This is a genomic window from Asticcacaulis tiandongensis, from assembly GCF_006475605.1.
GTDB classification, from domain to species: domain Bacteria; phylum Pseudomonadota; class Alphaproteobacteria; order Caulobacterales; family Caulobacteraceae; genus Asticcacaulis; species Asticcacaulis tiandongensis.
The window spans coordinates 632,000-657,378 of the sequence record NZ_ML636837.1 but is presented as its reverse complement, the minus strand read 5'-3'; the positions used below and the strand labels follow the sequence as shown (position 1 = coordinate 657,378).

The window sequence follows — 25,379 nt, the reverse complement described above, 5'->3', positions numbered from 1 at the left end:
GCAGGATTCTTATAGTTTACAGAGTGTTGAGACTTATGGTGAACAGTTTCTTAACACGCCCCTGATCCGGCCTCAGATACCCAAAAAGAGAACAGGTCATATGATTTTTTGCCTGTTTCGCGTGCATATTAATCTTGTCTCAACGCTGCGAACTTAGCTTTAGGCTCTTATTGGTGTCATATAATTCAGGACGGAAGATGTCCTCAGTCTCAGAAGAAACAGGTGTTGAGCGGCTGCAATTGCAGCAGGCTGACGGGGTAGTGATTGTCGAACGTCTGCGTGATACCCATGCCGATGAGATGGGCCGCGCCTTCCTGCTGAAACTCGACACACTGATCGTCAGGCTGGGCCATCGCTGGGACGCCAAACGCGATCTGGTGTTTGAATATCTGAAAACCGGGTTTGAGCAGCGCTTTCAGGAACCTGACTGGTGCATCCCCGCAAACGACGAAGCCTGGCTGGCCGTTATGCCGACCACAGGGTCCCGCAAAGGTGCCGTGTCCATAGAGCGCCTGTGGCAGGAACTGATCGGCTTCTTTGTCGGCAATCTGGGACAATTGCCTGTGCCTTTGTATGCGGTGCGGGCGGACGACATAGACGGTCTGGCCTTAAGCCCGATCAATCTGAAAACATGGTTCGACCGTGAAGAAGAGGAAGAGGTCTCCCCTGAGGCCTCTTCCGATAATGGAGTAACCCCGCGTATGACCTCAATCCAGCGTCCGCTCATTGTCGCCAACAGCCTGAGTTTTGCCGGACGAAACCTCAAGGTGGCCAGTGCAAACGAGACCTTGTTTGAACTGAAGAAAATGATGCTTATCGGTCACCGGCTTGAACCGATGGTGATGGAAGAGGCCGATCATACGCTTCTGGATCGCAAGGCGCTGACCAGCCTGGACTGGGGCCTGCGCGAACAGGTCGATATGATGAATATCGAACAGGGCCTGCGCATATTGCGTACGCGCACCGCCGAACAGCGCAAGATGATGATGGTTGTACCCGCGGCCTTTTCGACCTTTGCCTCACAACGCGCCCGCCAGAAAATCACGCAGGATGTCGCCAGGGCCGCCAGTGAACTGGGGTTGAAAGTGCTGTTTGAAATCCGTGAACTCGATGGCGTACCGCCCCATCGCGTGCTTGAGATCGTCTCGCTGATCAAACCCTTCTGCATGACCGTTGTCGGTCACGTCAGTGCCGATCGCAAGGCGATTACCGCACTCAATAAATGCGGCCTGTCGGGAGTATGTATCGAATATGATGGCGTGCGCCGCGAAGATGACGCCCTCAACGACTACCTGAGCAGTCTGGGGGCGGTGGCGCGCGCCTCGGTCGGTGCCTTTATGGTGCAGGGCTTTGAAAGCTATCGCCAGATGGCCGTGGCGCGTCTGGCCGGTGCGACCCATGCCTCATTGCGTCCCGGTGCCATGATTACCCCCCGCAGCGAACCCGAACAGGCGACGGTTTAATCACTTTCATCCTCCCCTGTTTACGGGGGCATTACCGGGGCCGTTCTGGCCAATTCTTAGCTTCGAAACGTATCGCAGGCATTGGGATCACCGCTGTCATAGCCCTGACGGAACCAGTGGACGCGCTGCGCCGACGTACCGTGCGTAAAGGAATCGGGCACCACCTGACCGCTTGAGCGCTTTTGCAGGGTATCATCCCCCACCGCTTCGGCCGCACCAATGGCTTCCTCAAGGTCTCCGGCCTCAAGCCAGTTCATCTGCGCGTCCGATCGCCTGGCCCAGATACCGGCATAACAATCGGCCTGCAACTCCAGCTTGACGGACATGGCATTGGCCACGCGCTCGGATGAGTTCTGACGCGCCTTCTGCACTTCGGCGCTGGCACCGGTCAGGGTCTGAACGTGGTGGCCGACCTCATGGCCAATCACATAGGCCAGCGCAAAATCGCCCTTGGCCCCCAGTTGCTGCTCAAGCGTATGGGCAAAGCTGAGATCAAGATAAACGCGCTCATCTGCCGGACAATAGAACGGCCCCATCGCCGCCTGCCCGCTGCCACAGGCCGTCTGGGTGCCACCGGTATAGAGCACCAGTGTCGAAGGGCGATAGCCGCGTATGATACCCGTCCAGACATCGTTAGCCGAGGTATGGATGACATCAGCAAAGGCGGCGGCTTCGTCATCGGGATTACTGACGCCAACCTGTTGCTGTTCGCCCTGCGTGCCGCCGGTCTGACTAAGCAAAACCTGCGGATCGATGCCAAAAACAAAGTAACCGACCAGCGCAATCAGCACCATGCCGATGCCCCCGCCACCGATTGCCGTTCCGGCCCCCATGCCGCGCCGGTCTTCGACCCCGCCGCGCCGTCCGCCCTGCCATTTGACCATCTGAACACTCCCTCATTGCGGCGGATAGTTTAGCGGTGTTTTCAAACGGCACAAGATGGATCAGGGCCGCTTCAGAAACGCCATGATCATCTCCCAGTGCGTCTCCTGCCAGCGCTGATGATTATAAACGCCGGTCTCTCCGGTGAGCACCTGCACCAGCATGACCATGACCGCGGGGCCACCGAGTATATCTTCGATGCCCTCAAGCTGCGTTTCGGAAACCGGCGAAAACTCACCCTGCGCCACACCATGCGCGATCAGACTGCGGATAGCATCAACCTTGCCCCCCAGAAAATTACGCCGGTAAAAAACGGCAATCTCAGGGGCACGCGCGCTTTCGGCGACCATCAGGCGAAAAATGCTCAGGGCCTGAGGGTCATAGGCAATGGTGCGATAAAACAGGTCATGATGTTCCCTCAGTTGCGCCTCGGCGGATCGGGCCGGATCAAGCCTGAATTCGGTTTCCGCCTGCCTATAGGGTTCGATCAGTCGCTCCGCCACCGCCAGAAACAGATCAATCTTGGTCGGATAATAGACATAGACCAGCGCCTTGGAAATTTTGGCCCGTTTGGCGATGTCTTCTACGCGGGTGGCGTCATAGCCCTTAGTACAGAATTCATCGAGGGCGGCATCGAGAATCTGGAACGGACGCAAGGCCTTGGTGCGCTGCCTTATGCCGAAATGCTCGCCGATGCGATCTAACGGACACCGGCAAGGGTCGGCGCTATTGACGTCTTTCGGATCGGGGGTACGCTTCGTGGACAATTTTTAATATTCATTTCGTTGACTGTTCGGTCAATGAATTTATAACCATCGGCCATCGATTACAAGTTTCAGGAATATCCCCTGCATGCGCGCGCCTGTCCTGACCCGTTTTTTCCGTCATTTTCTGTTTGCCGCAGCCCTGACGACAGGGCTTGCGGCCTGCCACGGCGCCCCTGAAAAAAAGGATGAGAACGGGCAAAAGCCACTCATCGACTATGTGGTGGCCGAAACACGCACCGCGCCTCTGGTCATCAGTGGCTCGGGCACGGTCAGCGCCTGGCAGGAAGCGCCCATCGGGGCCGAGGTTGGCGGCCTGACCGCCACGGCGGTTCTGGCGGACGAAGGGCAATATGTCACCAAAGGCCAGCCGCTTCTGAAAATGAGCGATACCGTCCTTCAGGCGCAACTGCGTCAGGCCGAAGCTGGCCTCCAGAGTGCGCGCGCACAGGCGGTTGAGGCCGAACGCGCCTATCAGCGGGCAAAGGAGCTGTTTGACAAAGGCTACTATGCCCGCGCCGCCCTCGATCAGCGCGAAGCTTCTATGAAAACCGCTCAGGCGCAGGTCGCCACCGCCGACGCCGCCCGCTCCGAAGTGGCCACGCGCCTGTCTCAGGCCACGGTCCGCGCCCCCATATCCGGCCTGATTACTTCACGCACCGCCGTGGCCGGTCAGATCGTCACGCCGGGCGAGGAACTGTTCCGCATTGTCCGTGACAACCGCATCGAAATGAACCTTGAGGTGGTCGAAACCGGTCTGGCACGTCTCAGTGCCGGTCAGACGGCCGAGGTCGTCGGTGAAAACGGCGAAACCGTCACCGGCACTATCCGCGTCGTCACACCGGTCGTCGATCCGCAGACGCGTCTTGGCTATGCCCGCATTTCCATTCCCGCCGACAAGGGCCTTAAGCCCGGTATGTTCGCCCGCGCTTCGATCACCGTCGGCAATCATGAAGCCGTGGTCATTCCGCAAAAAGCCATTGTCTATCAGCAGAACCAGCCGGTCGTTTTCGTCGTCGGCTCCGCCAACAAGGTCACGGCACGCAAACTCGTCACCGGCGGGCTGATGGGGGATCATATCATCATCACCGATGGCCTTAAGGTCGGCGAAAAGGTCGTGACCGCAGGCGCAGGCTTCCTGTCCGATGGCGATACGGTGCGTGTCCCTGACAAAAAAGTCCAAAGCGGCGGAGAGAAGTAATGTCAGAATCTCCCGCGCCGAAACGACCCGCGCCACGCCCTGAGCGCGCCACCATATCCTCATGGTCGATCCGCAACCCCATCCCGACGGTGCTGTTTTTCATCGTCATGACCATTGCCGGATGGGTCGCCTATAATGGCATGCGCATCAACAACTTCCCCGACATCGACCTGCCGGTGGTTACGGTCACCTACGTACAATCAGGTGCGGCTCCGACCGAGTTGGAAACACAGGTCACACGCCGCGTCGAAGATGCGGTCTCCGGCATTGGCTCGGTCAAGCATATCAACTCCTATATCAGCGACAGTTCTTCGACGACGGTCATCGAGTTCCAGCTTGGGGTCGATCTGGAAAAAGCCACCAATGATGTGCGTAATGCCGTGGCCCAGATACGCTCAGACCTGCCCGCCGATATTCAGGAGCCGGTGATCCGCCGCGAAGAAGCCTCCGGTGAGGCCCTGCTCAACTATATTATCCGCGCCGACGGCATGAATCCTGAGGAACTGTCGTGGTTTGTCACTAATGATATTTCCAAGAAAATCCTCGCCAATAGCGGTGTCGCCAAGGTCACCCGCATCGGGGGTGCAGATCGGGAAATTCGCATTCAGCTTGACCCTTCGCTTCTGGCGGCACAGGGCATAACCGCAGGCGAAATCTCCTACCAGTTGCGCTCAACCAACATCAACCTGCCCGGCGGACGGCTTGAGATCGGCGGCTCGGAACAGTCGATCCGCACACTGGGCAATGCCGACTCCGTTGAGGCTCTGCGCAATACCCGCATTGTTTTGCAAAACGGCCGCTCGTTGCGCCTCGGCGAACTGGGACAGGTGCTTGATACCTGGGCCGAACCCCGTGAACGGGCACGTTTCAACGGGGCCGAAGTGGTGGGCTTTGCCGTCTACCGCACCATAGGCTCCTCCGAAGTCGATGTCGCCGCCGGTGTGCGCAAGACCATCGAGGAGATGCGCGAAGCCCATCCGAATATCGTCATCGAGGAAATCACTTCTTCCGTCGACGCGGTCAACGAAAGCTTCTTTGCCGCCATTGAAACACTGGCCATAGGCGCGGCGCTGGCGGTATTTGTCGTCTGGCTGTTCCTGCGCGATCTGCGGGCAACCTTTATCTCGGCCATGGCCATGCCTTTGTCGCTGCTGCCGACCTTCTTCATCATGTATCTGATGAACGACTCCTTCAACGTCGTCAGTCTTCTGGCCCTGTCGCTGACCATAGGCATACTGGTCGATGATGCGATTGTGGAAATCGAGAACATTGTCCGCCACATCCGCGAAGGCAAAAAGCCCTTTGATGCGGCCATCGAAGCCGCCGACGAGATCGGTCTGGCGGTCGTCGCCACCACCGCCACCATCATTGCCGTGTTTGCCCCCGTGGGCTTCATGCCGGGCATTGTCGGTCAGTTCTTCAAAAGTTTTGCTCTGGCGGCCTGCGTGTCGGTCTTCTTCTCTCTGGTGGTGGCGCGGACCCTGACGCCACTGATGGGGGCCTATCTGATGCGCTCCCAGCAGGGCAAGGAACATGACGAACCCTTCTGGATGGCGCGCTATCTCAAATTCCTCAACTGGGTGCTGACGGTCGATCTGAAATGGCGCGGCGTGTTTCTGGCGCTGGGGATCGGGGTTGGGGGCGTGCTGATCCTTGATGGCCTGTTTGAAGGCATTGTCGGCGGCAAGGCCGAAGCCATTCCGGTGGGTATCGCAGGCCTCATCATACTGGCGGCGGGCCTGATCCTGTCCAAACTGTTCGGGCGTCATCCGGTGCGCGCCAAACAAGGCCTGAGCCTGCTGATTTTCGTGCTGGCGGCATGGGTTGTCATGACCCTGACCGCGCCACTGGCACCTGAAGCCACCACCCAATACAACACGGCCTTCTTTATCTCTTCAGCCATTGTTGTGCTGATTGCCGGCGCACTGATTTTCGCCCTCGTGCACCAGATCCGCAAGCATGGTCAGGACATCATGCACATGCGCTGGGGCATATTGGGTCTGGGGATCGGCTTCTTCATCCTGTCGATGTTTGTCGCTCAGAAACTGCCGGGTGAGTTCATTCCGGCGGGCGATTATAACCGCTCTTTCCTGACCATCGAATTGCCGCCCGGATCGCGCCTTGATGAAACCGACGCCGTGGTCAAGGAGTTGATGGCCGAGCTGGAAAAACGACCCGAAGTTAAATCAACCTTCGCCAGTATCGGCCTGACCAAGGCGACCATCACCACCAATATGGTGCCGCGCCATGAACGCGCTTTAAGCAAACAGGCCTTTGAGGCCGAGCTCAATCCGCTCGTCAGCCGTTTCCCCGGCGTGCGCACCTCCTTCGCCTTCGAAGGTGAAATGGGCGGCGCAGGCATCATGTTCACACTGGTGTCTGATAACCCCAAAGAGCTTGAGGAAGCCTCACGCGAACTGGAACGGCAGATGCGTGGCCTGCCACAGCTAAGTAACGTGTCCTCGGTCTCCAACCTGACGCGCCCCGAAGTGTTCGTCACCCCAAAACCTGATCAGGCGGCCCTGATGGGCGTTTCCGCCGAAGCCATCTCACAGGCGGCACGGGTGGCAACGGTTGGCGATTTCGATCAGATACTGGCAAAGTATACGCTGGGCGACCGTCAGGTGCCGATCCGCGTCCTGATGGATACCGAAGCCCGCACCACACTTGAAACCCTCGCAGACCTCAAGGTGCCCACCAAATATGGCACAGCCGTGCCCCTGTCCGCCGTAGCCGACATTAGTTTTGGTTCCGGCCCGATCCAGTTGATGCGCATTGACCGCTCGCGCAGCGCCACCATTAAGGCCGACCTGATGGCCGGTGTGCCTTCGGGAGATGCACAGGCCGCCGTGCGCAACCTGCCGATCATGAAAAACCTGCCCGCGGGCACACAGGAACTGGTCACCGGCGAACAGGAAGCCCAGGCCGAAATGGGCGCAGGCTTTATCATGGCCATCTCGACCGGCATTTTGCTGATGTATGTCGTGCTGGTGCTTCTGTTCAAAAGCTTCACTATCCCCATCACCATCATGACCGCCCTGCCGCTGTCGTTCGGCGGCGCCTTCTTCCTGCTGCTCGTCAGTGGCAACGCCCTGTCCATGCCCGCCCTGATCGGCCTGATCATGCTGACAGGGATCGCCGCGAAAAACTCCATTCTGCTGGTCGAATATGCCATCGAAGCCCGCGCAGGCGGGCTTAACCGGCACGATGCCCTGATCGATGCGGCCCATAAACGGGCGCGTCCGATCCTGATGACCACTGTGGCCATGGGCGCGGGCATGTTCCCTATCGCCATTGGCTGGGGGGCAGATGTCGCCTTCCGCTCGCCTATGGCCATTGCGGTGATCGGCGGCCTGATTACCTCAACGCTCCTCAGCCTGATCTTTGTGCCGACGGCCTATACGCTGGTCGATGACATGGCACAGTTCATCGGGCGACATACCCGCAAATATTTCACCGCCGAAAAAGAACCCGAAGCGGGCGATTTCAAACCCTAAGACGCAAAAAAGCACCGGCCTTAACACCGGTGCTTTTTTACTATTCATCACGCACTCACGCTGGATATGACGCATGAAGCGCCTGCAACCCGCTCCAAAAAACGGGTACAGGGTCCGCGACCCTGTTAGCGGGCAAACTTCTGGAACTTGATACGCTTCGGAATGAGACTATCGACCCCCAGACGGCGCTTCTTGTCCTCTTCATACATCTCGAAGTTACCTTCGAACCATTCGACGTGTGAGTCACCCTCAAACGCCAGAATGTGCGTCGCCAGACGGTCAAGGAACCAGCGGTCGTGGCTGATGACCACGGCGCAACCGGCGAATTCCTCCAGCGCCTCTTCAAGGGCCTGCAAGGTTTCGATATCCAGATCGTTGGTCGGTTCATCGAGCAGAATGACGTTACCGCCAGAGGCCAGCGTCTTGGCCAGGTGCACGCGGTTGCGTTCCCCACCGGACAGAAGCCCGACCTTTTTCTGCTGATCGCCGCCCTTGAAGTTGAACCCGCCGACATAGGCGCGCGAGTTGATTTCCTTCTTGCCGACCACCATGATGTCTGTGCCGCCGGAAATGGCCTGCCACACGGTATGATCGGGATTCAGATCGTCACGCGACTGATCGACATAGGCAAGCTTTACGGTTTCACCGAGCTTGATGGTACCGGCATCGGGTTTTTCAACGCCGGTAATCAGCTTGAACAGGGTCGACTTACCCGCACCGTTCGGCCCGATAATCCCGACAATGCCATTGGGCGGCAGACGGAAGCTCAGGTCTTTGAACAGAACCTTTTCGCCAAATTCCTTCTCAAGGCCTTCGACCTCAAGCACGAGATTGCCAAGGCGTGGCCCCGGCGGAATCTGGATCGTGGCAAAGGACTGCGCCTGACGCGAATTTTCCTGTTCGCGCACCATGTCATCATAGGCCGCCAGACGGGCCTTGGATTTCGACTGACGGGCCTTGGCACCCGAACGCACCCACTCCAGTTCCTTGGTGAGCGCCCGTTGACGCGCCTCGGATTCGGACTGTTCCTGCACCACGCGCTTTTGCTTTTGCTCAAGCCAGCCGGAATAGTTGCCCTCGTAAGGCACACCCTTGCCGCGATCGAGCTCAAGCGTCCACTTGGTCACCTGATCAAGGAAGTAACGATCGTGGGTCACAAGGATCACACAGCCGGGGAAGTTTTCCAGATGGTGCTGCAACCAGGCCACCGATTCCGCATCAAGGTGGTTGGTCGGTTCGTCAAGCAGCAGCATATCAGGCTTCGACAGCAGAAGCCGCGCCAGAGCCACGCGGCGCTTTTCACCGCCCGACAGCTTGGTGACAGCGGAATCGTTTGGCGGACAGCGCAGAGCGTCCATGGCCATTTCGATGCGGCTGTCGATGTCCCACAGGTCACCGGCATCGATGATTTCCTGAAGGCTGTTCATTTCTTCCATCAACTCGTCGGAATATTCTTCGCCCATCTGCATGGCGACTTCGTTGAAGCGATCAACGATCTTCTTTTCCTCGCACCAGTCGATGACGTTTTCCCAGACGGTCTTGGAATCGTCGAGATGCGGCTCCTGTTGCAGGTAGCCCATCTTGGTGCCTTCGGCGGCACGCGCCTCACCGGAGAACTCCTTGTCGATACCGGCCATGATCTTGAGCAGGGTCGATTTACCCGACCCGTTGACCCCGACCACACCAATCTTGGCGTCGGAATAGAAAGAGAGCCAGATGTTTTCAAAGACCTTCTTACCACCGGGGTAATGCTTGGTCAGGCCCTGCATCTGAAAGATATATTGTTGCGCCATGAGTTTCTGCCGCACCCTTTACATACTGATAAGGAAAGTTTGAGGCGGGTTTAGCCTTTTGGGCCACAAACCTCAAGGCTTAAACACGACACCGCTTTCAACCCCGATCTTCGGACAGAGATCGGCAACAATACAGACCTCGCATTTCGGGCGGCGCGCCAGACAGACATAACGTCCGTGCAAAATCAGCCAGTGATGCGCCCGCGTCAGCCATTTATCGGGAATAATGGCCATCAATTGCGCCTCGGTCTTGTCAGGCGTCAGGGCATCGGAAATGCCTAAGCGATGCGAGACACGAAACACATGGGTATCGACCGCAATCGACGGCTCAATGCCCAGTTCATTCAGTACGACACTGGCCGTCTTGCGCCCGACACCGGGTAAGGCCTGTAGCGCCTCACGATTGAGCGGCACCTGCCCGCCATACTGATCAATCAGTATCTGCGACAGCTTAATGACATTCTTCGCCTTGTTACGAAAAAGCCCGATGGACGAAATCATCTCCATCAGCCGCTCCTCCCCCAGCGCCACCATATCAAACGGATTATAGGCGATTTCAAACAGAGGCTTCGTCGCCTTGTTGACCGCCACATCCGTCGTCTGTGCCGAAATCGCCACCGCCACCACAAGGGTAAACGGATTGACGAAATTCAGCTCGGTTTTCGGATCGGGGCTGGCCGCCTCGAAACGCGTAAACAGACGGTCGATCAATTCAGAGGCAGGTTTTGACATAGTCTTCCTTAACATCCTCCTCTGCGAAGCGGGGGAGGTGTCAGCGCGTAGTCGCTGACGGAGGGGGCAAAAGCTATTACACCAAAGCCCCGCCAGCTTGCCAACTGACTTTTAAATGCTCTACTGCCCACACCCGCTTCACGGATATTAAATAGACCTGATGACCTCCGTTCTGTTTGTCTGCCTTGGTAATATCTGCCGCTCGCCCCTCGCCGAAGGCCTGTTCCGCCACCATGTCGAACGCCTTAAGCTCACCGACCGTTTCCTGATCGATTCCGCAGGCACCGGCGGCTGGCACGAAGGCGAAGGCCCCGACCATCGCTCCGTCGCCGTCGCCGCGCGTTACGGCGTCGATATCTCCGCCCAGAAGGCCCGTAAGCTGCGCATGGAAGATTTCGAACGCTTCGACCTTATCCTTGGTCTTGACCGGCAAAATGTCATCGATATCAATCGCCTGCACATGATTACCCATCCCTCACGCGTCGCCCTTTACCTCGAAGAAGCGCAGGATTTAAAACGCGATGTGCCTGATCCCTATTACGGTGACACCCGTGATTTCGAGGCCGTTTACAAACTTTGCGATCAGGCCTCACAGAAGTTGATCGAACGCCTTGTGCGGTAATAAAAATTCACTTGACCTGTGGGCGGAACAGGGTTTTGTCAGGGTGATAACAACATGACCGACCCGCATCGGCCAGACCTTGTACAAACAGGGCGCAGTGCCTGACAATGCCAGCGGCGTCACCCCTATTATGAGTGAAGCCTTGAAAATTTTACGTCGCCGTCGCACCAAGCTTGTCGCCACGCTTGGCCCCGCCAGTTCCAACGCCGAAATGCTGGCGCAGCTGTTTCAGGCCGGAGCCGATGTCTTCCGCCTCAACTTCTCCCACGGCAGCCACGAAGATCACGGGCGTAACATCGACCTGATCCGCGCCCTTGAAGAAAAAACAAAACGCCCCATTGGCATCCTTGCCGACGTTCAGGGGCCAAAACTGCGCGTGGGCCGCTTTATGGGCGGCGCGGTTGTCCTCAATCAGGGTCAGGAATTCCGCCTCGACCTCAACCCGACACCGGGCGACGTGCGTCGCGTCAGCCTGCCTCACCCTGAAATTATCGCCGCCGCGCAGATCGGTTCGCACCTGCTGCTCGATGATGGCAAGCTGAAACTGCGCGTCACCCATGTGCGCGAAGACCATCTGGAAACCGTGGTCATCAACGGCGGCCGCCTGTCTGACCGTAAGGGCGTCAATGTCCCCGACGTAGTGCTGCCCATTCCGGCCCTGACCACAAAGGACCGCGCCGACCTCGATTTCGCGCTTGAACGTGGCGTTGAATATATCGGCCTGAGCTTCGTGCAGCGCCCCGAAGATGTGCTTGAAGCCAAGGAAATCATCAAGGGCCGCGCCTGGGTATTGTCGAAACTCGAAAAACCTCAGGCACTCGATAATCTCGACGAAATCCTCGCCCTGTCCGATGCCGTAATGGTGGCGCGCGGTGACCTTGGGGTTGAACTGCCGCCCGAAGAAGTGCCTCTGGCGCAAAAGCGCATCATCAAGGCTGCCCGCAATCTGGGCAAGCCGGTCATCGTCGCGACCCAGATGCTGGAATCGATGATCTCGGCCCCGACGCCTACCCGCGCCGAAGCCTCTGACGTAGCCACTGCCGTGTTCGATGGCGCAGACGCCGTCATGCTGTCCGCCGAAACCGCTGCCGGTCAGTACCCGATTGAGGCCGTGACCATCATGGACCGCATCGTCGCCCGCGTCGAAAAGGACGAGGACTGGCGTAAGCAGACCGACGAACGCCGCCCCGCGCCTGAGCCCAATATGTCAGGCGCCATTGCCGCCGCCTCACGTCAGGTAGCCCAGACCATCAATGCCTCGGCCATTGTCGCCCTGACCAATTCCGCGGCCACAGCGCTGCGCGTGGCCCGCGAACGCCCAAGCTCCCCTATCCTCGCCCTGTCGCCAAACATCGAAAGCACACGCCGTCTGGCGGTAACGTGGGGCGTTCATGCCTCAACCGCGCCGGTCACACACTCGATGTCTGAAACCGTACAGGTAGCCACCAAGATCGCGCGCACCGAAGGTATTTCCGAAGCCGGTCAGGAAATCGTCATTGTCGCCGGCATGCCGTTCGGCAAATCAGGTTCGACCAATGCCCTGCGCGTCGCCAAGGTGACCCGCACCCAGATCGAGGAACCGGAATTCCTTGATGATACCCCTGCAAGCTAAAAAACCATAGTTCACTCCTCCCTGCCTTTGGCGGGGAGGGGGACCGCGATCCGTCAGGATCGGGGTGGTGGGGTATCTTACAATCGCCCCAAAGCCACATATCCAACTTATTTTTTGTGCGTAAAAATGACGGCATGTTCGATACCGCCGTCATCGCCGCCCGCTATCGTAAACGCATTGGGGAAATCGCCGCCATCCTGATCCGGTATGGTGCAGACGATCTTGCCCGCAGGCTTGGCCTCTCTGCCCTCCTCAAAGGTGCCGCCTCTGAACGTGACAATACCACAAACGACCTGACCGCCCCCGAACGCCTGCGCCTGACCATTGAGGCACTGGGGCCGGTGTTTATCAAACTCGGCCAGATCCTTTCGACCCGCGCTGACCTCCTGTCACCCGAATGGACTGAGGAACTGGAAAAGCTCCAGAGCCATGTCACCCCGGCCCCGTGGGAAGAACTGAAAACGCAGGTTGAGGCCGATCTCGGGGCCGCCCCCGCCGATGTCTTTGCCACCTTTGATCCCATCCCACTGGCCGCAGGCTCCATCGCTCAGGTCTATTGCGCCCGCCTGAAAACTGGCGAAGACGTTATCGTCAAGGTCCGCCGCCCCAATCTGCGCCCGCAGGTCGAAGCCGACCTCAAACTGCTGTCCCACCTCGCGGGCCTGATCGAAAACGAAAACCCTGACGTTGCGCGCTTTCGCCCCAAAGATATTCTTCGCCACCTCAGCGAAGCCATGCATGAGGAGCTTGACCTCACCGCCGAAGGCCGCAATTGCGAAGCCATTGCCGAAAACCTGAAAGATCAGCCTGACATAGAAATCCCGCCGATCTACTGGGACTATAGCGGCGAAACCCTGCTGGTTCAGGGCTTTGTCAATGGCATCACCCCCACCGATGCCAAAGCCATTTCCGATGCGGGCCTGAGCGGCCCGACACTGGCCCAACGCGGGGCCGAAGCCTTTTTGCACATGGCCCTGATAGACGGCCTGTTCCACGCCGATCCGCACCCCGGCAACCTCAGGGCCTTACCCGATAACCGCGTTGGCTTCATTGACTTCGGCATGGTCGGTCGGCTCGGGGCCAACCGCCGCGAACAGATTCTGACCCTGTTGTCGGCCATGATCAGCGGCAATGCCGATGGACTCAACACCGTGCTGCTGGACTGGTCGAATGACCAAACCGACCTGCGCGCCCTTGAAGCCGCCGCCGAAGCCTATGTCGTCAAACTCAAGACCGGCCCACTGCAACTGGCGCAGGCCGTCACCGATTTCATGACACTGGCCCGCACGCACGAACTGGTTATGCCGTCCGATCTCGCTTTGTTATTCAAAGGCCTGATTACCGCTGACGGCGTTATGCACCGTCTTGACCCCAACTTCGACATCATCAAGGCCTCCGCACCGCTGGTCACCCAGACCCTGCGTCAGCGCTTCGGCCTGAAAGCCCTTAACGGGCAGGCGCAAAACGCCGCGTTTGATCTCTATGGTCTGGCGCGCGAAACCCCGTCGGCCCTGCGCCTGCTGATCCACCGCCTGCGTCAGGGCAAAATCCACGCCGCCGTCGAACTTCAGGGCATTGAACACATAGGCCGACATATTGAACGCGCCGCCACCCGTCTGGGCGTAGCGATTATCGCTGCCGCCTTTGCCCTGGGTCTGGCCCCCAGTCTGCTGAACACAGGCCCCGAACTGTTTGGCTTTCGCGTCACAGGCTTACTGGCGGTCATGGTCATTATTGGTGGCCTTATCTGGCTCCTGCGACCGCGCAAAGACGATTAGAACGGCGTCCCGTCCTTACGCGTAAACACCCAGACCCCGCTCTCATTCACGGCCTTAAGGTCATCCTGCGGATAGGTCACGACATCTCCCGCTGTACGGTCCCCAACCTCCAGATAGATCGCTATCTCATCTGACCGGTTCTCCAGATGATGACTATCCCCGCCCGCCGGAAATCCGGCGCAGTCACCGGCGCATATCAGCGTCTCCACCGTATCGGTGACCAGAACCAGTTGCCCTTGCAGAACATAAATGAATTCATCCTGACGGCTATGGGCGTGCGCCAGGGCCGACACCGCGCCCGGCCTCAGTTCCGTATAGTTGACCCCGAAGTTGCCAAGTCCGAACAAATCCCCCAAAGGCCGCTTGGCCCGCCCCGCCATCCGCACGGCAAATTCAGGCGGATAGATTGACGCCCTCTGCCGTAACGGTGCCTCGGCAGCCTTGATCACGCGTAACCCCGACATAGCGCCCCCTTTTTTCTCTCGATTGACTCTAACAATAAAAATACAATATAATTATTGTATCTGCAATATTAGATACAATTATCGGATAATCCCATGTCTGGCGCCAACACCCTGAGCCATTTCGTTTTCGGCACACATAAAACCCACAGCTTTCGCCTGACGGCCATGGCGGTGGGCGCGATTTGCGCCGTGCTGGCCAGCCTCAACCTTAAGACAGCGGGCTATGAACCGGCGCTCTGGCAATGGGGCCTGCTGTGGGTTCTCGCCTTTGATCTGGGCGGCGGTATGATTGCCGTCACCCGCCACGAACGCCTGCGCCATGCCGCCGATCATGAGCCTGCCCCGCTCAGGCCCGTGGGCTTTGCCTGTCTGCATATCCACCCGCTGATCGCAGCCGCCTGCCTGCCGGGCCTCATCTGGCCACAGGCCATATTGTTATGGGTCACTGCCGTTGCGGCCACACTTCTGGTCGCCGCCTCAGCGGATCAGCTTAAGCGCGGCCTGAGCCTCGGCCTGTGCGCCCTGTGTCTGATACTCATGGCCTATATGCCTCAGTCAGGCTGGCAGTGGCTGGCACCGGTCTATCTGCTCAAACTGATCGTCGCCCCCGCCGTAAATTCAAAACCATAAGCCGCACCCTCTTCTCCCTCCTGCTTGCGGGAGGGTGGCATTTGAGCCGAAGGCTTAAATGACGGGAGGGTTTCATACTGGCCTCACCAGCGCCATCTAAATAGACACCTCATCCGGCGTGCGCATCAGTTCGGCCACGATCTTCAATGCCTGCTGCACATCCTGACGCTGCGTCGGAGCCATGATACACAGCCGCACCCCCCAGGCCTTATCGCCCTTGACAAAGGTACTGTCCGGCGGGGTTACCCGCACACCGTTCTCGGCCGACCGGCGTGCCAGACGCTCGGCCTCAAGCGCGGGCATGGGTAACCAGATATGTGGCGCCCCTTCGGGCATCGCTACCTCCCTAAGCCCCAGTATTTCCGCAGATAATTGCACGCGCGCCCTGGCCTCCTGCCTCAGGCGCGTACGCGCTGTGTCCGCAGCGCCGTTACGGACAAGGGCACATCCGGTTTCAATCGCCACCGGTGCCGCCCCCCAGACCTCGGCACGAATACGCTGGGTCAGGACCGCCCGTCGATCCGGCGGCGGGACCAGCACGCCTGACCGTACCAGAGGCGTCAGACATTTCGACAGGCTGGTGAGATAATAGACCCGCTCAGGCGCCAGTGCCTTATAGGTAGCACTCTGCTTAAACGCATAAACACCATAGATATCGTCTTCGACAATCATCACATCGTGGCGTTCGCAGACCCTGAGAATATCGCGGCGGCGCGCTTCGGACATTTCAAATCCGAACGGGTTCTGGCAGACCGGCACCGTATAGATCGCCCGCGCCCCCGTCGCCCTGATCGCCCGCTCAAGATCATCCGGCCGCATCCCGTCGGCGTCATGATCCACCGTATCAAACCTGACCCCAAGATTAGCTGCCGCCACAATGGCCCCGCTAAAGGTTGCCGCCTCCGTCAGGATAACCGGCGACCGGTCTTTAATGTCGGCAAAGGCCAGATGCACCGCCTGCTGCCCGCCCACCGTCAGCAAAATATCGTCCGCCGACACCTTGAGACGATCCGCACTCAACCAGTCGGCCATGACCTGACGTTGCGCGTCAGTACCGCGAAAATCAGCATAACCCGCCAAAGGAATCCGCAAGGCGTGACTGAGGGCATCGTGCATGGCATCGGCAAACACCGCCTCATCAATCACCGGCGGCGGCATATTGATTGTCAGATCAATCGGCAAACCGCTGGCACCACTGGCCTGAAGGGCATTCACAAAGGTGCCCCGCCCGACCTCACCGCGCACCAGCCCGCGCCGCGTCAGAAGATCAATCGCCCGCGTCACCGAACCGATAGAGACCCCGGCATGACGCGACAGCTCCCGATGGGTCGGCAGACGATCTCCGGCCTTATAGCGCCCGTCATGGATCGCCGCCGCCAAAGCCTCGGCCAGACGCTCATGCACCAGCGCCCCCCCCTCAGGCAGGATCAGTTTCGGCAATAAGGATGACAGCTTACTCATGGATAAATACAATGCAGAAAAATTGTATCGGCGTCTATAGACCAATCGCCTTAACGCCGCTTAAGCAACACATCTCGTGCCGCATTCAGACGCGCCGCTCTCTGCGCGTCACCGCCCTGATCCGGATGTGCCGATTTCATCCGCTTTTTCCAGGCGGCGATAATGGTTTTACGATCAGCACCGACCTCGAGGCCCAGTGTGCGAAAGGCCTCCCGCTCCGCCAGCGTATAGACCTGAGGCTCTGTCGCCTCATCTCCCATCCGCCAGTTATAACGCGTGCCACCGGCCACCGATGCCGACAGCGACCCCAGTATCGACCCCAGTATCCACTGCCCGCGCATAAAGGCCACTACCGCCGCAATCCCTAAACCGACGGCAAACACAGCGGCAATCGTGCGCCCCTGCCGGAACCACGGGCCTTTTTTCAGCTTACCGGACTTCGCCCGACGCCCCAGCCATATAAAGAAAACAAGCGCCGCCGCAGCGCCGATCAGAAGGTACACTAATCTACCGCCTCATAATCGTCCTCATCGGCCTCAAACGGTTCAGCCTCACCGAGTTCGGTAATCTGGGCGCTGACGACGTCATCGTTTTCCAGCTCAAGCTCCATCATCACCGCCCTAAGCTCCTGCCGTGCCGATACCTGCGCCAGTGAGGTCGGCACAGGGCGAATATCCGCCGACAGATCAAGCACCGTCAAACCAAACGGAAACAGTTCGCGGTAAATCACCCGATCACGCAGACCGGCGGCGACACGAAATCCGATACGCTTGCCTAAGGCCCTGACCCGTTCATCGACGCGTTTACGGTTGCGTGCCTCATTGGTCGCCAGACGGTTACGCAGCACGATCCAGTCAATCGTCTTGCCGTCCCATTGCGCGCGCTGCTTGCGCGAATTCCACACGGTTTCAGCATAAATAGACGGCCGCTTGACCTCTAACGTCACCGGATCGACCTGCCCCAGCAGATCAAAGTCAATGAAGCTGTCATTCATCGGCGTGATGATGACATGCCCCACCGCATGGGCGCGGCGTGACAGGACATGATCGCCGCCCGGCGTATCAATGATCACATAGTCTGCCGTATCGATGGCCTCGCTTAAGGCCCGATCAAAAATGCCCTTGGCCTCAGCCTCCGGCACCTTCAGCAGCTCCGCCGGATTTTTGTGCAAAAACGGCTCCGTCGCATGCGGCAGGATTTTCTCATTGGCCGCCGCCCACTTCTTGCGGTTTTCAAAGAAGTGCGACAACGACCGCTGCCTGAGATCAAGATCAATGATCGCGACCCTCTTTCCCTGATGCAGCAAGGCCGTAGCCACATGCATGGCGACGGTCGATTTACCCGCGCCGCCCTTTTCATTGCCAAATACCAGAATACGCGCGTTTGACATAAGCCCTACTCCACCCCCGACTCACCTTCGCCGGTCAGCGCATAATGTCGGGCGACTTAAGGCCCGCGTCAATCTTTCGTTAACCTTTGGCGCAAGGATTCATGTGCATCATAGCGTAAACCCTTGTAAAATAGGTTCTGGAAATGGCGTGCCGGAGCGACTATATTGCCGCCCATGACCACAGATTCCGATTATCTCACCCGTTCCGACTCGATTCGTATCCATAGCCCTGAGGATTTCGCAGGCATGCGCCGCGCCGGTAAACTGGCCTCAGAATGCCTTGATATGCTGATCCCCTATGTCGTTCCGGGCGTCAAAACCGCATACCTCGATGATCTGGCGCGTCAGTTTGTCCTTGATAATGGCGCCCTTCCGGCCTGCCTCTATTATCGCGGCTATCAGCATACGGTATGCATCTCGACCAACCACGTCGTCTGCCATGGCATCCCTTCCGATAAGACCCTGAAGGAAGGCGACATCACCAATATCGACGTCACCGTCATCGTCGATGGCTGGCACGGCGACACCTCCCGCATGTACGAAGTCGGGCAGGTTAACCCCAAATCACGGCGTCTCGTGGATGTGACCTACGAATCCATGCGTCTCGGTCTGGCTGAAATCAAGCCCGGTAACACCTTTGGCGACATCGCCCACGCCATTCAGACCTATGCCGAGGCCCAGCGCTGTTCAGTGGTGCGTGATTTCTGCGGTCACGGTCTGGGGCGCGTCTTCCACGACACCCCCAATGTCCTGCATTTCGGCCGTAAGGGCACAGGCCCCGTCCTCAAGGAAGGCATGTTCTTCACGGTTGAACCTATGATCAATCTCGGCCGTCCGGACGTGAAGGTCCTAAGCGACGGCTGGACCGCGGTAACGCGTGACAAATCCCTGACCGCCCAATGCGAGCACAGCATCGGCGTCACCAAAGACGGCATTGAAATCTTTACGGATTCGGCCCTGTTCCGCCCGCAACCGGTACTGTAATTCATGGCTGAGGGGTGCTTTGAGTCTGAGCCTTTAGCCCCGGATCATGGCGGCCACCGTCAGCGCCTGCGTGATCGCGCCCGTAAATCCGGCGTCTCGACCCTGCCCGACTATGAAATCCTTGAGCTGTTCCTCTTCCGCTCGATCCCCCAGCGCGATGTCAAACCGCTGGCCAAGGCCCTGATTGCCCGTTTCGGCAATCTCCCCGCTGTCCTGTCGGCCCCGCTTGAAGACATGCTTCAGGTGTCAGCACTCGACAACAGGGGCCGCAGCCTCAACATGACCCGCGACATCGCCCTTGATCTACACCTGATGTTCGAGGCGACCCGCAGGCTTCTGGCCGAGCCTTTGAAACGTACCACCGTCATCGCCTCATGGCAGGCGCTTTTATCCTACCTCAAGGTGACGCTGGCCCACGAACCGCGTGAACAGTTCCGCTGCCTGTTCCTTGATAAAAAGCATCAGCTTATCGCCGATGAGGTCATGGGCCACGGCACAGTCGATCATGCCCCCGCCTATCCGCGTGAGATCATGCGCCGCGCCCTTGAACTCTCTGCCAGCTCTGTGATCCTTGTGCACAATCACCCCTCAGGTGACCCCATGCCGTCGCAGGGCGATATCGACATGACCCGCGCCATTGTCGCCGCTGGAAAACCGCTGAAAATCAGCGTCCACGATCACCTGATCGTTGCCCGCGAAGGCATAGCCAGCCTGAAAAACCTCGGCGCAATCTAATCATCCTCCCCTGTTTACGGGGGAGGTGGCGAGCTTGTCTCGCCGGAGGGGGCAAATCCTGCGCCAGACCTCGCCAAATTGTGATCACAATCCGGCTTGCCGCATTTCAGGACTGGCGTACTCTCTCTTATCCGGAACAGAGGGAGCCGTGTCCATGCCCACCAATGCTGACCTGATTGCCCGTCGTAACGCGGCCGTACCGCGTGGCATAGGACATGCCACCACCCTCTATGCCGCCCGTGCTGAAAACGCCGAACTGTGGGATGTCGAAGGCAAACGCTATATCGACTGCGCCGGCGGCATTGCCGTGCTCAATACCGGCCACCGCCACCCTAAGGTGCAGGCCGCCATCCTTGAACAACTGAACGCCTTTACCCATACGGCGTTTCAGGTCGCGCCCTATGAAACCTATATCAAATTGGCCGAAAAACTGAACGCACTGGCCCCGATTGATGGCCCCGCCAAGACGGCCCTGTTCACCACCGGTGCCGAGGCCGTCGAAAACGCCATCAAAATCGCCCGCGCCTATACGGAACGCGACGGCATTATCGCCTTCAGCGGCGGCTTTCATGGCCGCACCGCCCTGACCTCGGCCCTGACCGGTAAGGTGCAGCCCTATAAAAAAGACCTCGGCCCGCCGCAGGCCGGCGTCTATCACCTGCCCTTCCCGCACGACAGCTTTGACGTCACTGTCGCCGATACCCTCAAAAGCCTCGATTTCCTGTTCCGTGCCGACATCGACCCAACCGCCGTGGCCGCCTTTATCATCGAGCCGGTTCAGGGCGAAGGCGGCTTCCTCATCACCCCGCCTGAACTGTTGCGCGCCTTGCGCGACATTGCCGACCGGCACGGTATCCTATTGATTGTCGATGAGGTTCAGACCGGCTTTGGCCGCACCGGCAAGATGTTCGCCATTGAATATGCGCCTATCAAACCTGACCTCATCACCATCGCCAAATCGCTCGGCGGCGGCTATCCGATTTCCGGTGTCATAGGCCGTTCCGAGGTCATGGACGCCCCCCTTACCGGCGGCTTGGGCGGCACCTACGGTGGCAATCCGGTCGCCTGCGCGGCGGCTCTCGCGGTGCTTGAGGTCATCGATACTGAAAACCTGCTCGACGCCGCCAACCGTCAGGGCAAAACCATCCTGTCGCGCCTTGATGTCCTCGCTCAGAAAAACACCAGCCTGCCCATCCGTCACATTCGCGGACTAGGGGCAATGATTGCTTTTGATATTGTCGATGCGGACGGCAAACCCGACGCCGCCACCACCAAAGCCGTCACCACAAAGGCTCAGGATCTCGGCCTGATCCTTTTGTCATGCGGAGTATTCGGCAATACGATCCGTCTGCTGGCCCCTCTGACCGCCTCTGACGCCATACTCTCCGAAGGCCTGGATATACTGGAGCAGGCATTGAAAATTTGATGCCCGCTAACCATAAAATGCAACCATAGATTAAGCGCGCTCCCTTACTCTGGCAAACAGCTAAGGGGAAACAGGTTGCGCAGACCGGCATCACATAATCGCGAAAAGCGTCAAGCCAACAGACGTCAGGCCAATGGTCTTGACTATGTACTGGCAGCGGTGATTTTTGGCTTCATATTCATCTATGTGGTAACCGGCAAAGTCCCCCTGCAAAATCTGCTTCAGGCGCAACCCACAGCCGCTCAGGCACAAGACCTTACTCCGGTTACCTTTTATCAGGATAGACCGGCACACGTCGCCAGACAGGCAGAGCCGCCAGCCACCGATAATTTTCTCGAAGAACCAGCACCTATTGTGACGCGTCATCACGCCGCTATTGTCCCCCGAAATTGTGCCGAAGCCCGCGCCCGTGGTATCGCCCCCATCTACAGTCACGAACCGGAATATGGCGCACACATGGACAGCGATAATGATGGCATTGCCTGCGAGCCCTATCGCGGCCGCTAAAGCTTGCCTTCCTTAACCCCTAACGCATCCGCCAGCCTTACCTTGGCTGATCCGGGCCTCAGGGGCTTTTGCTGGCTTTCATGAGGTGTCCAGCCTGACAGGGTAATGATTTCAAACGTCGCCGTAATCCCGCCGTCCTCAGCCGGAAACCGCTCGGCATACAGTGTAAAGGCCCGCTCGAGAATGGCGCGATTCAATCCCTTGCGTGGCCGGTCATACAGGATATTGGTCTCGCCCATGGCCCGCAAATCCTGCAATAGTTTCAACGGGTGCGCATAGCTGACACTGACCTTGTCACTATCGACGACCGGCATATTGAAACCGGCACGTCTGAGCAAATCCACACAGTCAAAACTTTCGGCAAAGGGGGCAATCCGCGCCCCCGCCCCACCGCGCACCTCAAGCTCGGCCTCCATCAGCACGCCACGCAACTCCTTCAGCGTCTCACCACCAAAGATCGAAGCTATGAACAAACCATCCGGCTTCAGCGCCCTCCCGATCTGCACCAGCGCCCCCGGCAGATCATTGACCGTGTGCAGCGCTAATGACGACACCACCAGATCAAGGGCGTTATCGGCAAAAGGCAGGGCCTCCTCATCCATCACCACCTGCGCCGATCCGGCAATCATATCCGCCTCGATCAGATAGCCGATCTTCGGGGCCACCGGCGACGACGCCAGTTCGCGCCTAAAACTGCCGTCACGGCTGCCGATATCCAGTGCCACCGGAAACAGGCGGTTAATCGCTGACAGGGTGTCCAGACAATCCTCAATGGCCCGGACCTTCAGAAAATTGGCCTGACCAAAATCTGCCGCTGTGCGTTTCAGGCGACCTCTCAGCAGTTGACGATCAAACAGGCGTGGTGTTGTCATAAGCTATCTTTGCAAGGGGCTTTACGGGGGATCGACTTTGCGTGATCATTTAAAGCGCATTCCGAAAAGTGTGAAGCGGTTTGTCAGCGAACAGGCGCTTCTGCCACGCCTGCGCAGCGCTTGTGACCAGATGATCGAAGTCCTCTACCCGCGTCAGGCGCTCGATACCGACCCCGATGTCATCAACTTCGCCGCGCCGCCCCGAACAGTTCAGGCCACGGGCTTAAGCGCCGGGGCATGGTCATCCATCCGCTTCCTCAGTGACGAAGGCTGCGCCATGTGCGCCCGTCCCTTCGAAGGTGGCCTCTATATGGGGCCGGATGCCCTGTGCACCTTTTGCAGCCAGACCCCTTTTCCGTTCAAACACACCCGCGCCGCCTGCCTCTATGATGAGGCGTCACGCGGCCTGATACTGGCCTTTAAACATGCCGACCGCCTTGACCTCAGGCCGGTTCTGCTTGGCTGGCTGTCAAGGGCCGGAAATGATCTGCTGTCTCAGGCCGATATCGTGGTGCCCGTGCCCCTGCATCCGTCCCGCCTGTTTGAACGGCGCTTCAATCAGGCCGCCGAACTGGCCCGTCCTCTGGCCCGCCAGCACAAACGCGACTATTCAGCCGATGCCCTGCGCCGTATTCGCCCGACCCACAAACAACTTAGTCAGGCACGCACCGCCAAAGGCCGCATGGCCGATCGCATGGCCAATGTCAAAGACGCCTTTGCCCTGTCTGAGGCCGGTGAGCGCCGCCTCAAAGGCCGGCATGTTCTGCTGATCGATGATGTCTTTACCTCCGGCGCGACTTTGTCTGCCTGTGCCGAGGCCCTCCTTAAAGGCGGTGTGCGGCGGGTGGACTGTCTGGTGCTCGCCCGCGCCGCCACGCAGACCGCGCCTCTATAAACACTGGCTTTAAAATGTCGTCTGCCTTGCCTATATAGGGTTATATGACACAATAGTGTTTTTAACTCAGTGAGTAACATGGCCGTCATTGAAATCTATACCAAACCCTGGTGCCCCTATTGTGAGCGCGCAAAGGATTTGTTTGAAAAGAAAAACGCTGGCTTTAAGGAAATCATAGCCTCCAGCGACCCTGACCTGCGCCGTGAGATGAACGAACGTGCCAATGGTCGTAACACCTTCCCGCAAATCTTCATCGACGGCCTGCATGTCGGCGGTTGTGATGATCTGCTGGCGCTTGAGGCCCGTGGCGGTCTCGATCCGCTTCTGGAAGGCGCCGCATGACCTTTAAGGTTGCCCTCCTTCAGGCCACGTCACCGGCTACCGCCACGGCGGCACTGGCCCAGCTGACGCCGCTTTATGAAACCGCCGTGGCTCAGGGCGCGCAACTCATCCTGACGCCGGAATGTTCCAACCTCATGGAACAGCGACCGGCGCAAAAAGCCGCCGCCGTCACGACCGTCGAAGATGACGTCTGCGTACAGGGGATAAGGGCGCTGGCCAAACGCTATGTCGTGCCAACCCTGCTCGGTTCGGCCATTGTCAAAAGCGACCTTGAGGGCGAAGAACGGGCGGTAAACCGTGCGCTTTATTTTGACGAAAAAGGCGATATTTCGGCTTTTTATGACAAGATTCACCTGTTTGACGCCACCACCCCAAACGGGGATGTTTACCGTGAAAGCAGCGGTATCCGTGGCGGCGAACGCGCCGTCACCGCCTCAACCCCTTTTGGTGATCTTGGCCTAAGCATTTGTTATGATGTGCGTTTTGCCTATCTTTATCGCGCACTGGCGCAAATGGGTGCGTCCATGATCGCCGTGCCCGCCGCCTTTACCGTGCCGACCGGCCAGGCGCACTGGGAAGTGCTGCTCAGGGCGCGCGCCATTGAAACCGGTGCCTTTATCCTCGCTCCGGCGCAGGGTGGTCAGCACGAAGATGGCCGCCGCACCTTTGGCCGGTCAATGGTCATTAATCCCTGGGGTGAGGTCATTGCCAGACTCAACCACGACCATCCGGCCGTGTTGATGGCCGAGATTGACCTGACCGAAGTCAGCCGCGCACGGGCCGCCATTGCCCAGCTTAAACACGACAGGACCTTTACCTCTACATGATCCGGTATGCGTTAAAATGTGAGTTTGATCATGATTTCGAAGCGTGGTTTTCGAATTCGGACGCCTATGACGACCAGAGGACAAGGCATCTGATTGAATGCCCGCATTGCGGCACCGTCAATGTGGGTAAGGCAATTATGGCCCCTATGGTGCGCACCTCTGAAACCGTTGAAAACCGCCAGATGAGCGCCCAGAAGGCCCTGATGGAGGCCGCGCACAAGATCCGCAAACATGTTGAGACCAACTTCGACTATGTCGGGGACAGCTTCGCTCAGGAAGCCCGTGACATGCACGAAGGCACCACGCCCGAACGCCCCATCTATGGCGAAGCCAGCGGCAAGGACATCAAGGCGCTGGTCGATGATGGCATCCCCGTCGCCCCATTGCCTGCGGCCCCCCTGCCTGCGGCATCGTCTCCGGACGCCAAACCCAACAAACGCCTCAACTGATAAAACGCCCCTGCCCCCCCCTGTTCAGGGGGTGCATCATCGCTTTGGCTTGC

The 25,379-nt window shown here is 58.6% G+C and carries 24 protein-coding genes; 15 read left to right on the top strand and 9 right to left on the bottom strand.

Annotation, left to right across the window (positions count from 1 at the left end; all coding sequences use genetic code 11):
• Nucleotides 1-197: 197 nt before the first annotated feature.
• Nucleotides 198-1,463 carry a hypothetical protein gene (locus tag E5201_RS02965; RefSeq protein ID WP_140984503.1) on the top strand — a complete coding sequence of 422 codons (1,266 nt, stop codon included), beginning with the start codon at nt 198-200 and terminating at the stop codon, nt 1,461-1,463.
• A 56-nt stretch (nt 1,464-1,519) separates the two neighbouring features.
• On the opposite strand, the gene ypfJ is transcribed toward E5201_RS02965, so the two are convergent.
• Complete coding sequence (gene ypfJ / locus E5201_RS02960) at nt 1,520-2,347, bottom strand: KPN_02809 family neutral zinc metallopeptidase (protein WP_140984502.1); 828 nt, start codon at nt 2,345-2,347, stop codon at nt 1,520-1,522.
• A gap of 60 nt (nt 2,348-2,407) precedes the next feature.
• Nucleotides 2,408-3,112 carry a TetR/AcrR family transcriptional regulator gene (locus E5201_RS02955; RefSeq protein WP_140984501.1) on the bottom strand — a complete coding sequence of 235 codons (705 nt, stop codon included), beginning with the start codon at nt 3,110-3,112 and terminating at the stop codon, nt 2,408-2,410.
• 85 nt (nt 3,113-3,197) lie between these two features.
• Here E5201_RS02955 and E5201_RS02950 point away from each other — a divergent pair, with 85 nt between their 5' ends.
• Nucleotides 3,198-4,310 (top strand): efflux RND transporter periplasmic adaptor subunit, encoded by a 1,113-nt coding sequence (locus tag E5201_RS02950; protein WP_140984500.1) that lies wholly within the window; start codon nt 3,198-3,200, stop codon nt 4,308-4,310.
• Nucleotides 4,310-7,807, top strand: a complete 3,498-nt coding sequence (locus E5201_RS02945; RefSeq protein WP_140984499.1) for an efflux RND transporter permease subunit — start codon at nt 4,310-4,312, stop codon at nt 7,805-7,807. Before E5201_RS02950 ends, E5201_RS02945 begins: the two co-directional genes overlap by 1 nt.
• A gap of 125 nt (nt 7,808-7,932) precedes the next feature.
• Here E5201_RS02945 and ettA read toward each other — a convergent pair whose 3' ends face one another.
• A complete protein-coding gene (ettA, locus tag E5201_RS02940; protein WP_140984498.1) occupies nt 7,933-9,600 on the bottom strand; it encodes an energy-dependent translational throttle protein EttA in 1,668 nt (555 codons plus the stop codon).
• A 72-nt stretch (nt 9,601-9,672) separates the two neighbouring features.
• Nucleotides 9,673-10,332, bottom strand: a complete 660-nt coding sequence (nth, locus tag E5201_RS02935) for an endonuclease III (protein WP_246050361.1) — start codon at nt 10,330-10,332, stop codon at nt 9,673-9,675.
• Nucleotides 10,333-10,492: 160 nt separating this feature from the next.
• Here nth and E5201_RS02930 point away from each other — a divergent pair, with 160 nt between their 5' ends.
• From E5201_RS02930 to E5201_RS02920, 3 genes are all read left to right on the top strand, one after another.
• Nucleotides 10,493-10,954 carry a low molecular weight protein-tyrosine-phosphatase gene (locus E5201_RS02930; RefSeq protein WP_140984496.1) on the top strand — a complete coding sequence of 154 codons (462 nt, stop codon included), beginning with the start codon at nt 10,493-10,495 and terminating at the stop codon, nt 10,952-10,954.
• A 130-nt stretch (nt 10,955-11,084) separates the two neighbouring features.
• A complete protein-coding gene (pyk, locus tag E5201_RS02925) occupies nt 11,085-12,566 on the top strand; it encodes a pyruvate kinase (RefSeq protein WP_140984495.1) in 1,482 nt (493 codons plus the stop codon).
• A 134-nt stretch (nt 12,567-12,700) separates the two neighbouring features.
• Nucleotides 12,701-14,344 (top strand): ABC1 kinase family protein, encoded by a 1,644-nt coding sequence (locus tag E5201_RS02920; RefSeq protein ID WP_140984494.1) that lies wholly within the window; start codon nt 12,701-12,703, stop codon nt 14,342-14,344.
• Here the strand turns inward: E5201_RS02920 and E5201_RS02915 are convergent.
• Nucleotides 14,341-14,808, bottom strand: a complete 468-nt coding sequence (locus E5201_RS02915) for a cupin domain-containing protein (protein WP_140984493.1) — start codon at nt 14,806-14,808, stop codon at nt 14,341-14,343. The genes E5201_RS02920 and E5201_RS02915 overlap by 4 nt on opposite strands.
• A gap of 93 nt (nt 14,809-14,901) precedes the next feature.
• Here E5201_RS02915 and E5201_RS02910 point away from each other — a divergent pair, with 93 nt between their 5' ends.
• Entirely contained in the window at nt 14,902-15,438 is a 537-nt protein-coding gene (locus tag E5201_RS02910; protein ID WP_140984492.1) for a hypothetical protein, read from the top strand.
• A gap of 96 nt (nt 15,439-15,534) precedes the next feature.
• Here E5201_RS02910 and E5201_RS02905 read toward each other — a convergent pair whose 3' ends face one another.
• The 3 genes from E5201_RS02905 to E5201_RS02895 are packed head-to-tail and all read right to left on the bottom strand — an operon-like array spanning nt 15,535 to nt 18,289.
• The gene (locus E5201_RS02905) at nt 15,535-16,899 is read right to left on the bottom strand and encodes an aminotransferase-like domain-containing protein (RefSeq protein ID WP_140984491.1); all 1,365 of its coding nucleotides are present in this window, start codon (nt 16,897-16,899) and stop codon (nt 15,535-15,537) included.
• Between the two features lie 50 nt (nt 16,900-16,949).
• Nucleotides 16,950-17,402 (bottom strand): J domain-containing protein, encoded by a 453-nt coding sequence (locus E5201_RS02900; RefSeq protein WP_140984490.1) that lies wholly within the window; start codon nt 17,400-17,402, stop codon nt 16,950-16,952.
• Nucleotides 17,402-18,289: a division plane positioning ATPase MipZ gene (locus tag E5201_RS02895; RefSeq protein ID WP_140984489.1), complete on the bottom strand. Its 888-nt coding sequence runs from the start codon at nt 18,287-18,289 to the stop codon at nt 17,402-17,404. The genes E5201_RS02900 and E5201_RS02895 overlap by 1 nt, the downstream gene beginning before the upstream one ends.
• A 174-nt stretch (nt 18,290-18,463) precedes the next feature.
• Between E5201_RS02895 and map the strand changes: the two genes are divergently transcribed.
• From map to E5201_RS02875, 4 genes are all read left to right on the top strand, one after another.
• Complete coding sequence (gene map / locus E5201_RS02890) at nt 18,464-19,273, top strand: type I methionyl aminopeptidase (RefSeq protein WP_140984488.1); 810 nt, start codon at nt 18,464-18,466, stop codon at nt 19,271-19,273.
• Nucleotides 19,274-19,276: 3 nt separating this feature from the next.
• Nucleotides 19,277-20,008, top strand: a complete 732-nt coding sequence (radC, locus tag E5201_RS02885; RefSeq protein WP_140984487.1) for a RadC family protein — start codon at nt 19,277-19,279, stop codon at nt 20,006-20,008.
• A 154-nt stretch (nt 20,009-20,162) separates the two neighbouring features.
• Nucleotides 20,163-21,434 (top strand): 4-aminobutyrate--2-oxoglutarate transaminase, encoded by a 1,272-nt coding sequence (gene gabT / locus E5201_RS02880; protein WP_140984486.1) that lies wholly within the window; start codon nt 20,163-20,165, stop codon nt 21,432-21,434.
• Nucleotides 21,435-21,509: 75 nt separating this feature from the next.
• Nucleotides 21,510-21,941 carry an excalibur calcium-binding domain-containing protein gene (locus tag E5201_RS02875; RefSeq protein ID WP_219993534.1) on the top strand — a complete coding sequence of 144 codons (432 nt, stop codon included), beginning with the start codon at nt 21,510-21,512 and terminating at the stop codon, nt 21,939-21,941.
• On the opposite strand, the gene E5201_RS02870 is transcribed toward E5201_RS02875, so the two are convergent.
• Nucleotides 21,938-22,813, bottom strand: coding sequence for a methyltransferase domain-containing protein (locus tag E5201_RS02870; protein ID WP_140984485.1), 876 nt, complete (start codon nt 22,811-22,813; stop codon nt 21,938-21,940). The two genes, E5201_RS02875 and E5201_RS02870, sit on opposite strands and share 4 nt — an antisense overlap.
• Before the next feature lie 37 nt (nt 22,814-22,850).
• On the opposite strand from E5201_RS02870, the gene E5201_RS02865 reads away from it, so the two are divergent.
• From E5201_RS02865 to E5201_RS02850, 4 genes are all read left to right on the top strand, one after another.
• Complete coding sequence (locus E5201_RS02865) at nt 22,851-23,708, top strand: ComF family protein (RefSeq protein ID WP_140984484.1); 858 nt, start codon at nt 22,851-22,853, stop codon at nt 23,706-23,708.
• A gap of 78 nt (nt 23,709-23,786) precedes the next feature.
• Complete coding sequence (gene grxC, locus E5201_RS02860) at nt 23,787-24,050, top strand: glutaredoxin 3 (protein WP_140984483.1); 264 nt, start codon at nt 23,787-23,789, stop codon at nt 24,048-24,050.
• Nucleotides 24,047-24,877, top strand: a complete 831-nt coding sequence (locus tag E5201_RS02855) for a carbon-nitrogen hydrolase family protein (protein ID WP_140984482.1) — start codon at nt 24,047-24,049, stop codon at nt 24,875-24,877. Before grxC ends, E5201_RS02855 begins: the two co-directional genes overlap by 4 nt.
• Nucleotides 24,874-25,326 carry a DUF1178 family protein gene (locus tag E5201_RS02850; protein WP_140984481.1) on the top strand — a complete coding sequence of 151 codons (453 nt, stop codon included), beginning with the start codon at nt 24,874-24,876 and terminating at the stop codon, nt 25,324-25,326. The genes E5201_RS02855 and E5201_RS02850 overlap by 4 nt, the downstream gene beginning before the upstream one ends.
• The last annotated feature ends 53 nt before the right edge of the window (nt 25,327-25,379 follow it).

Coding starts and splice junctions, on each gene's coding strand:
- ypfJ (WP_140984502.1), bottom strand. CDS start 2,347: ATGGTCAAATGGCAGGGCGGACGGCGCGGCGGGGTCGAAGACCGGCGC.
- E5201_RS02850 (WP_140984481.1), top strand. CDS start 24,874: ATGATCCGGTATGCGTTAAAATGTGAGTTTGATCATGATTTCGAAGCG.
- ettA (WP_140984498.1), bottom strand. CDS start 9,600: ATGGCGCAACAATATATCTTTCAGATGCAGGGCCTGACCAAGCATTAC.
- E5201_RS02905 (WP_140984491.1), bottom strand. CDS start 16,899: ATGAGTAAGCTGTCATCCTTATTGCCGAAACTGATCCTGCCTGAGGGG.
- E5201_RS02870 (WP_140984485.1), bottom strand. CDS start 22,813: ATGACAACACCACGCCTGTTTGATCGTCAACTGCTGAGAGGTCGCCTG.
- grxC (WP_140984483.1), top strand. CDS start 23,787: ATGGCCGTCATTGAAATCTATACCAAACCCTGGTGCCCCTATTGTGAG.
- E5201_RS02950 (WP_140984500.1), top strand. CDS start 3,198: ATGCGCGCGCCTGTCCTGACCCGTTTTTTCCGTCATTTTCTGTTTGCC.
- E5201_RS02920 (WP_140984494.1), top strand. CDS start 12,701: ATGTTCGATACCGCCGTCATCGCCGCCCGCTATCGTAAACGCATTGGG.
- E5201_RS02930 (WP_140984496.1), top strand. CDS start 10,493: ATGACCTCCGTTCTGTTTGTCTGCCTTGGTAATATCTGCCGCTCGCCC.
- map (WP_140984488.1), top strand. CDS start 18,464: ATGACCACAGATTCCGATTATCTCACCCGTTCCGACTCGATTCGTATC.
- E5201_RS02945 (WP_140984499.1), top strand. CDS start 4,310: ATGTCAGAATCTCCCGCGCCGAAACGACCCGCGCCACGCCCTGAGCGC.
- radC (WP_140984487.1), top strand. CDS start 19,277: ATGGCTGAGGGGTGCTTTGAGTCTGAGCCTTTAGCCCCGGATCATGGC.
- E5201_RS02965 (WP_140984503.1), top strand. CDS start 198: ATGTCCTCAGTCTCAGAAGAAACAGGTGTTGAGCGGCTGCAATTGCAG.
- E5201_RS02855 (WP_140984482.1), top strand. CDS start 24,047: ATGACCTTTAAGGTTGCCCTCCTTCAGGCCACGTCACCGGCTACCGCC.
- gabT (WP_140984486.1), top strand. CDS start 20,163: ATGCCCACCAATGCTGACCTGATTGCCCGTCGTAACGCGGCCGTACCG.
- E5201_RS02915 (WP_140984493.1), bottom strand. CDS start 14,808: ATGTCGGGGTTACGCGTGATCAAGGCTGCCGAGGCACCGTTACGGCAG.
- E5201_RS02895 (WP_140984489.1), bottom strand. CDS start 18,289: ATGTCAAACGCGCGTATTCTGGTATTTGGCAATGAAAAGGGCGGCGCG.
- nth (WP_246050361.1), bottom strand. CDS start 10,332: ATGTCAAAACCTGCCTCTGAATTGATCGACCGTCTGTTTACGCGTTTC.
- pyk (WP_140984495.1), top strand. CDS start 11,085: ATGAGTGAAGCCTTGAAAATTTTACGTCGCCGTCGCACCAAGCTTGTC.
- E5201_RS02910 (WP_140984492.1), top strand. CDS start 14,902: ATGTCTGGCGCCAACACCCTGAGCCATTTCGTTTTCGGCACACATAAA.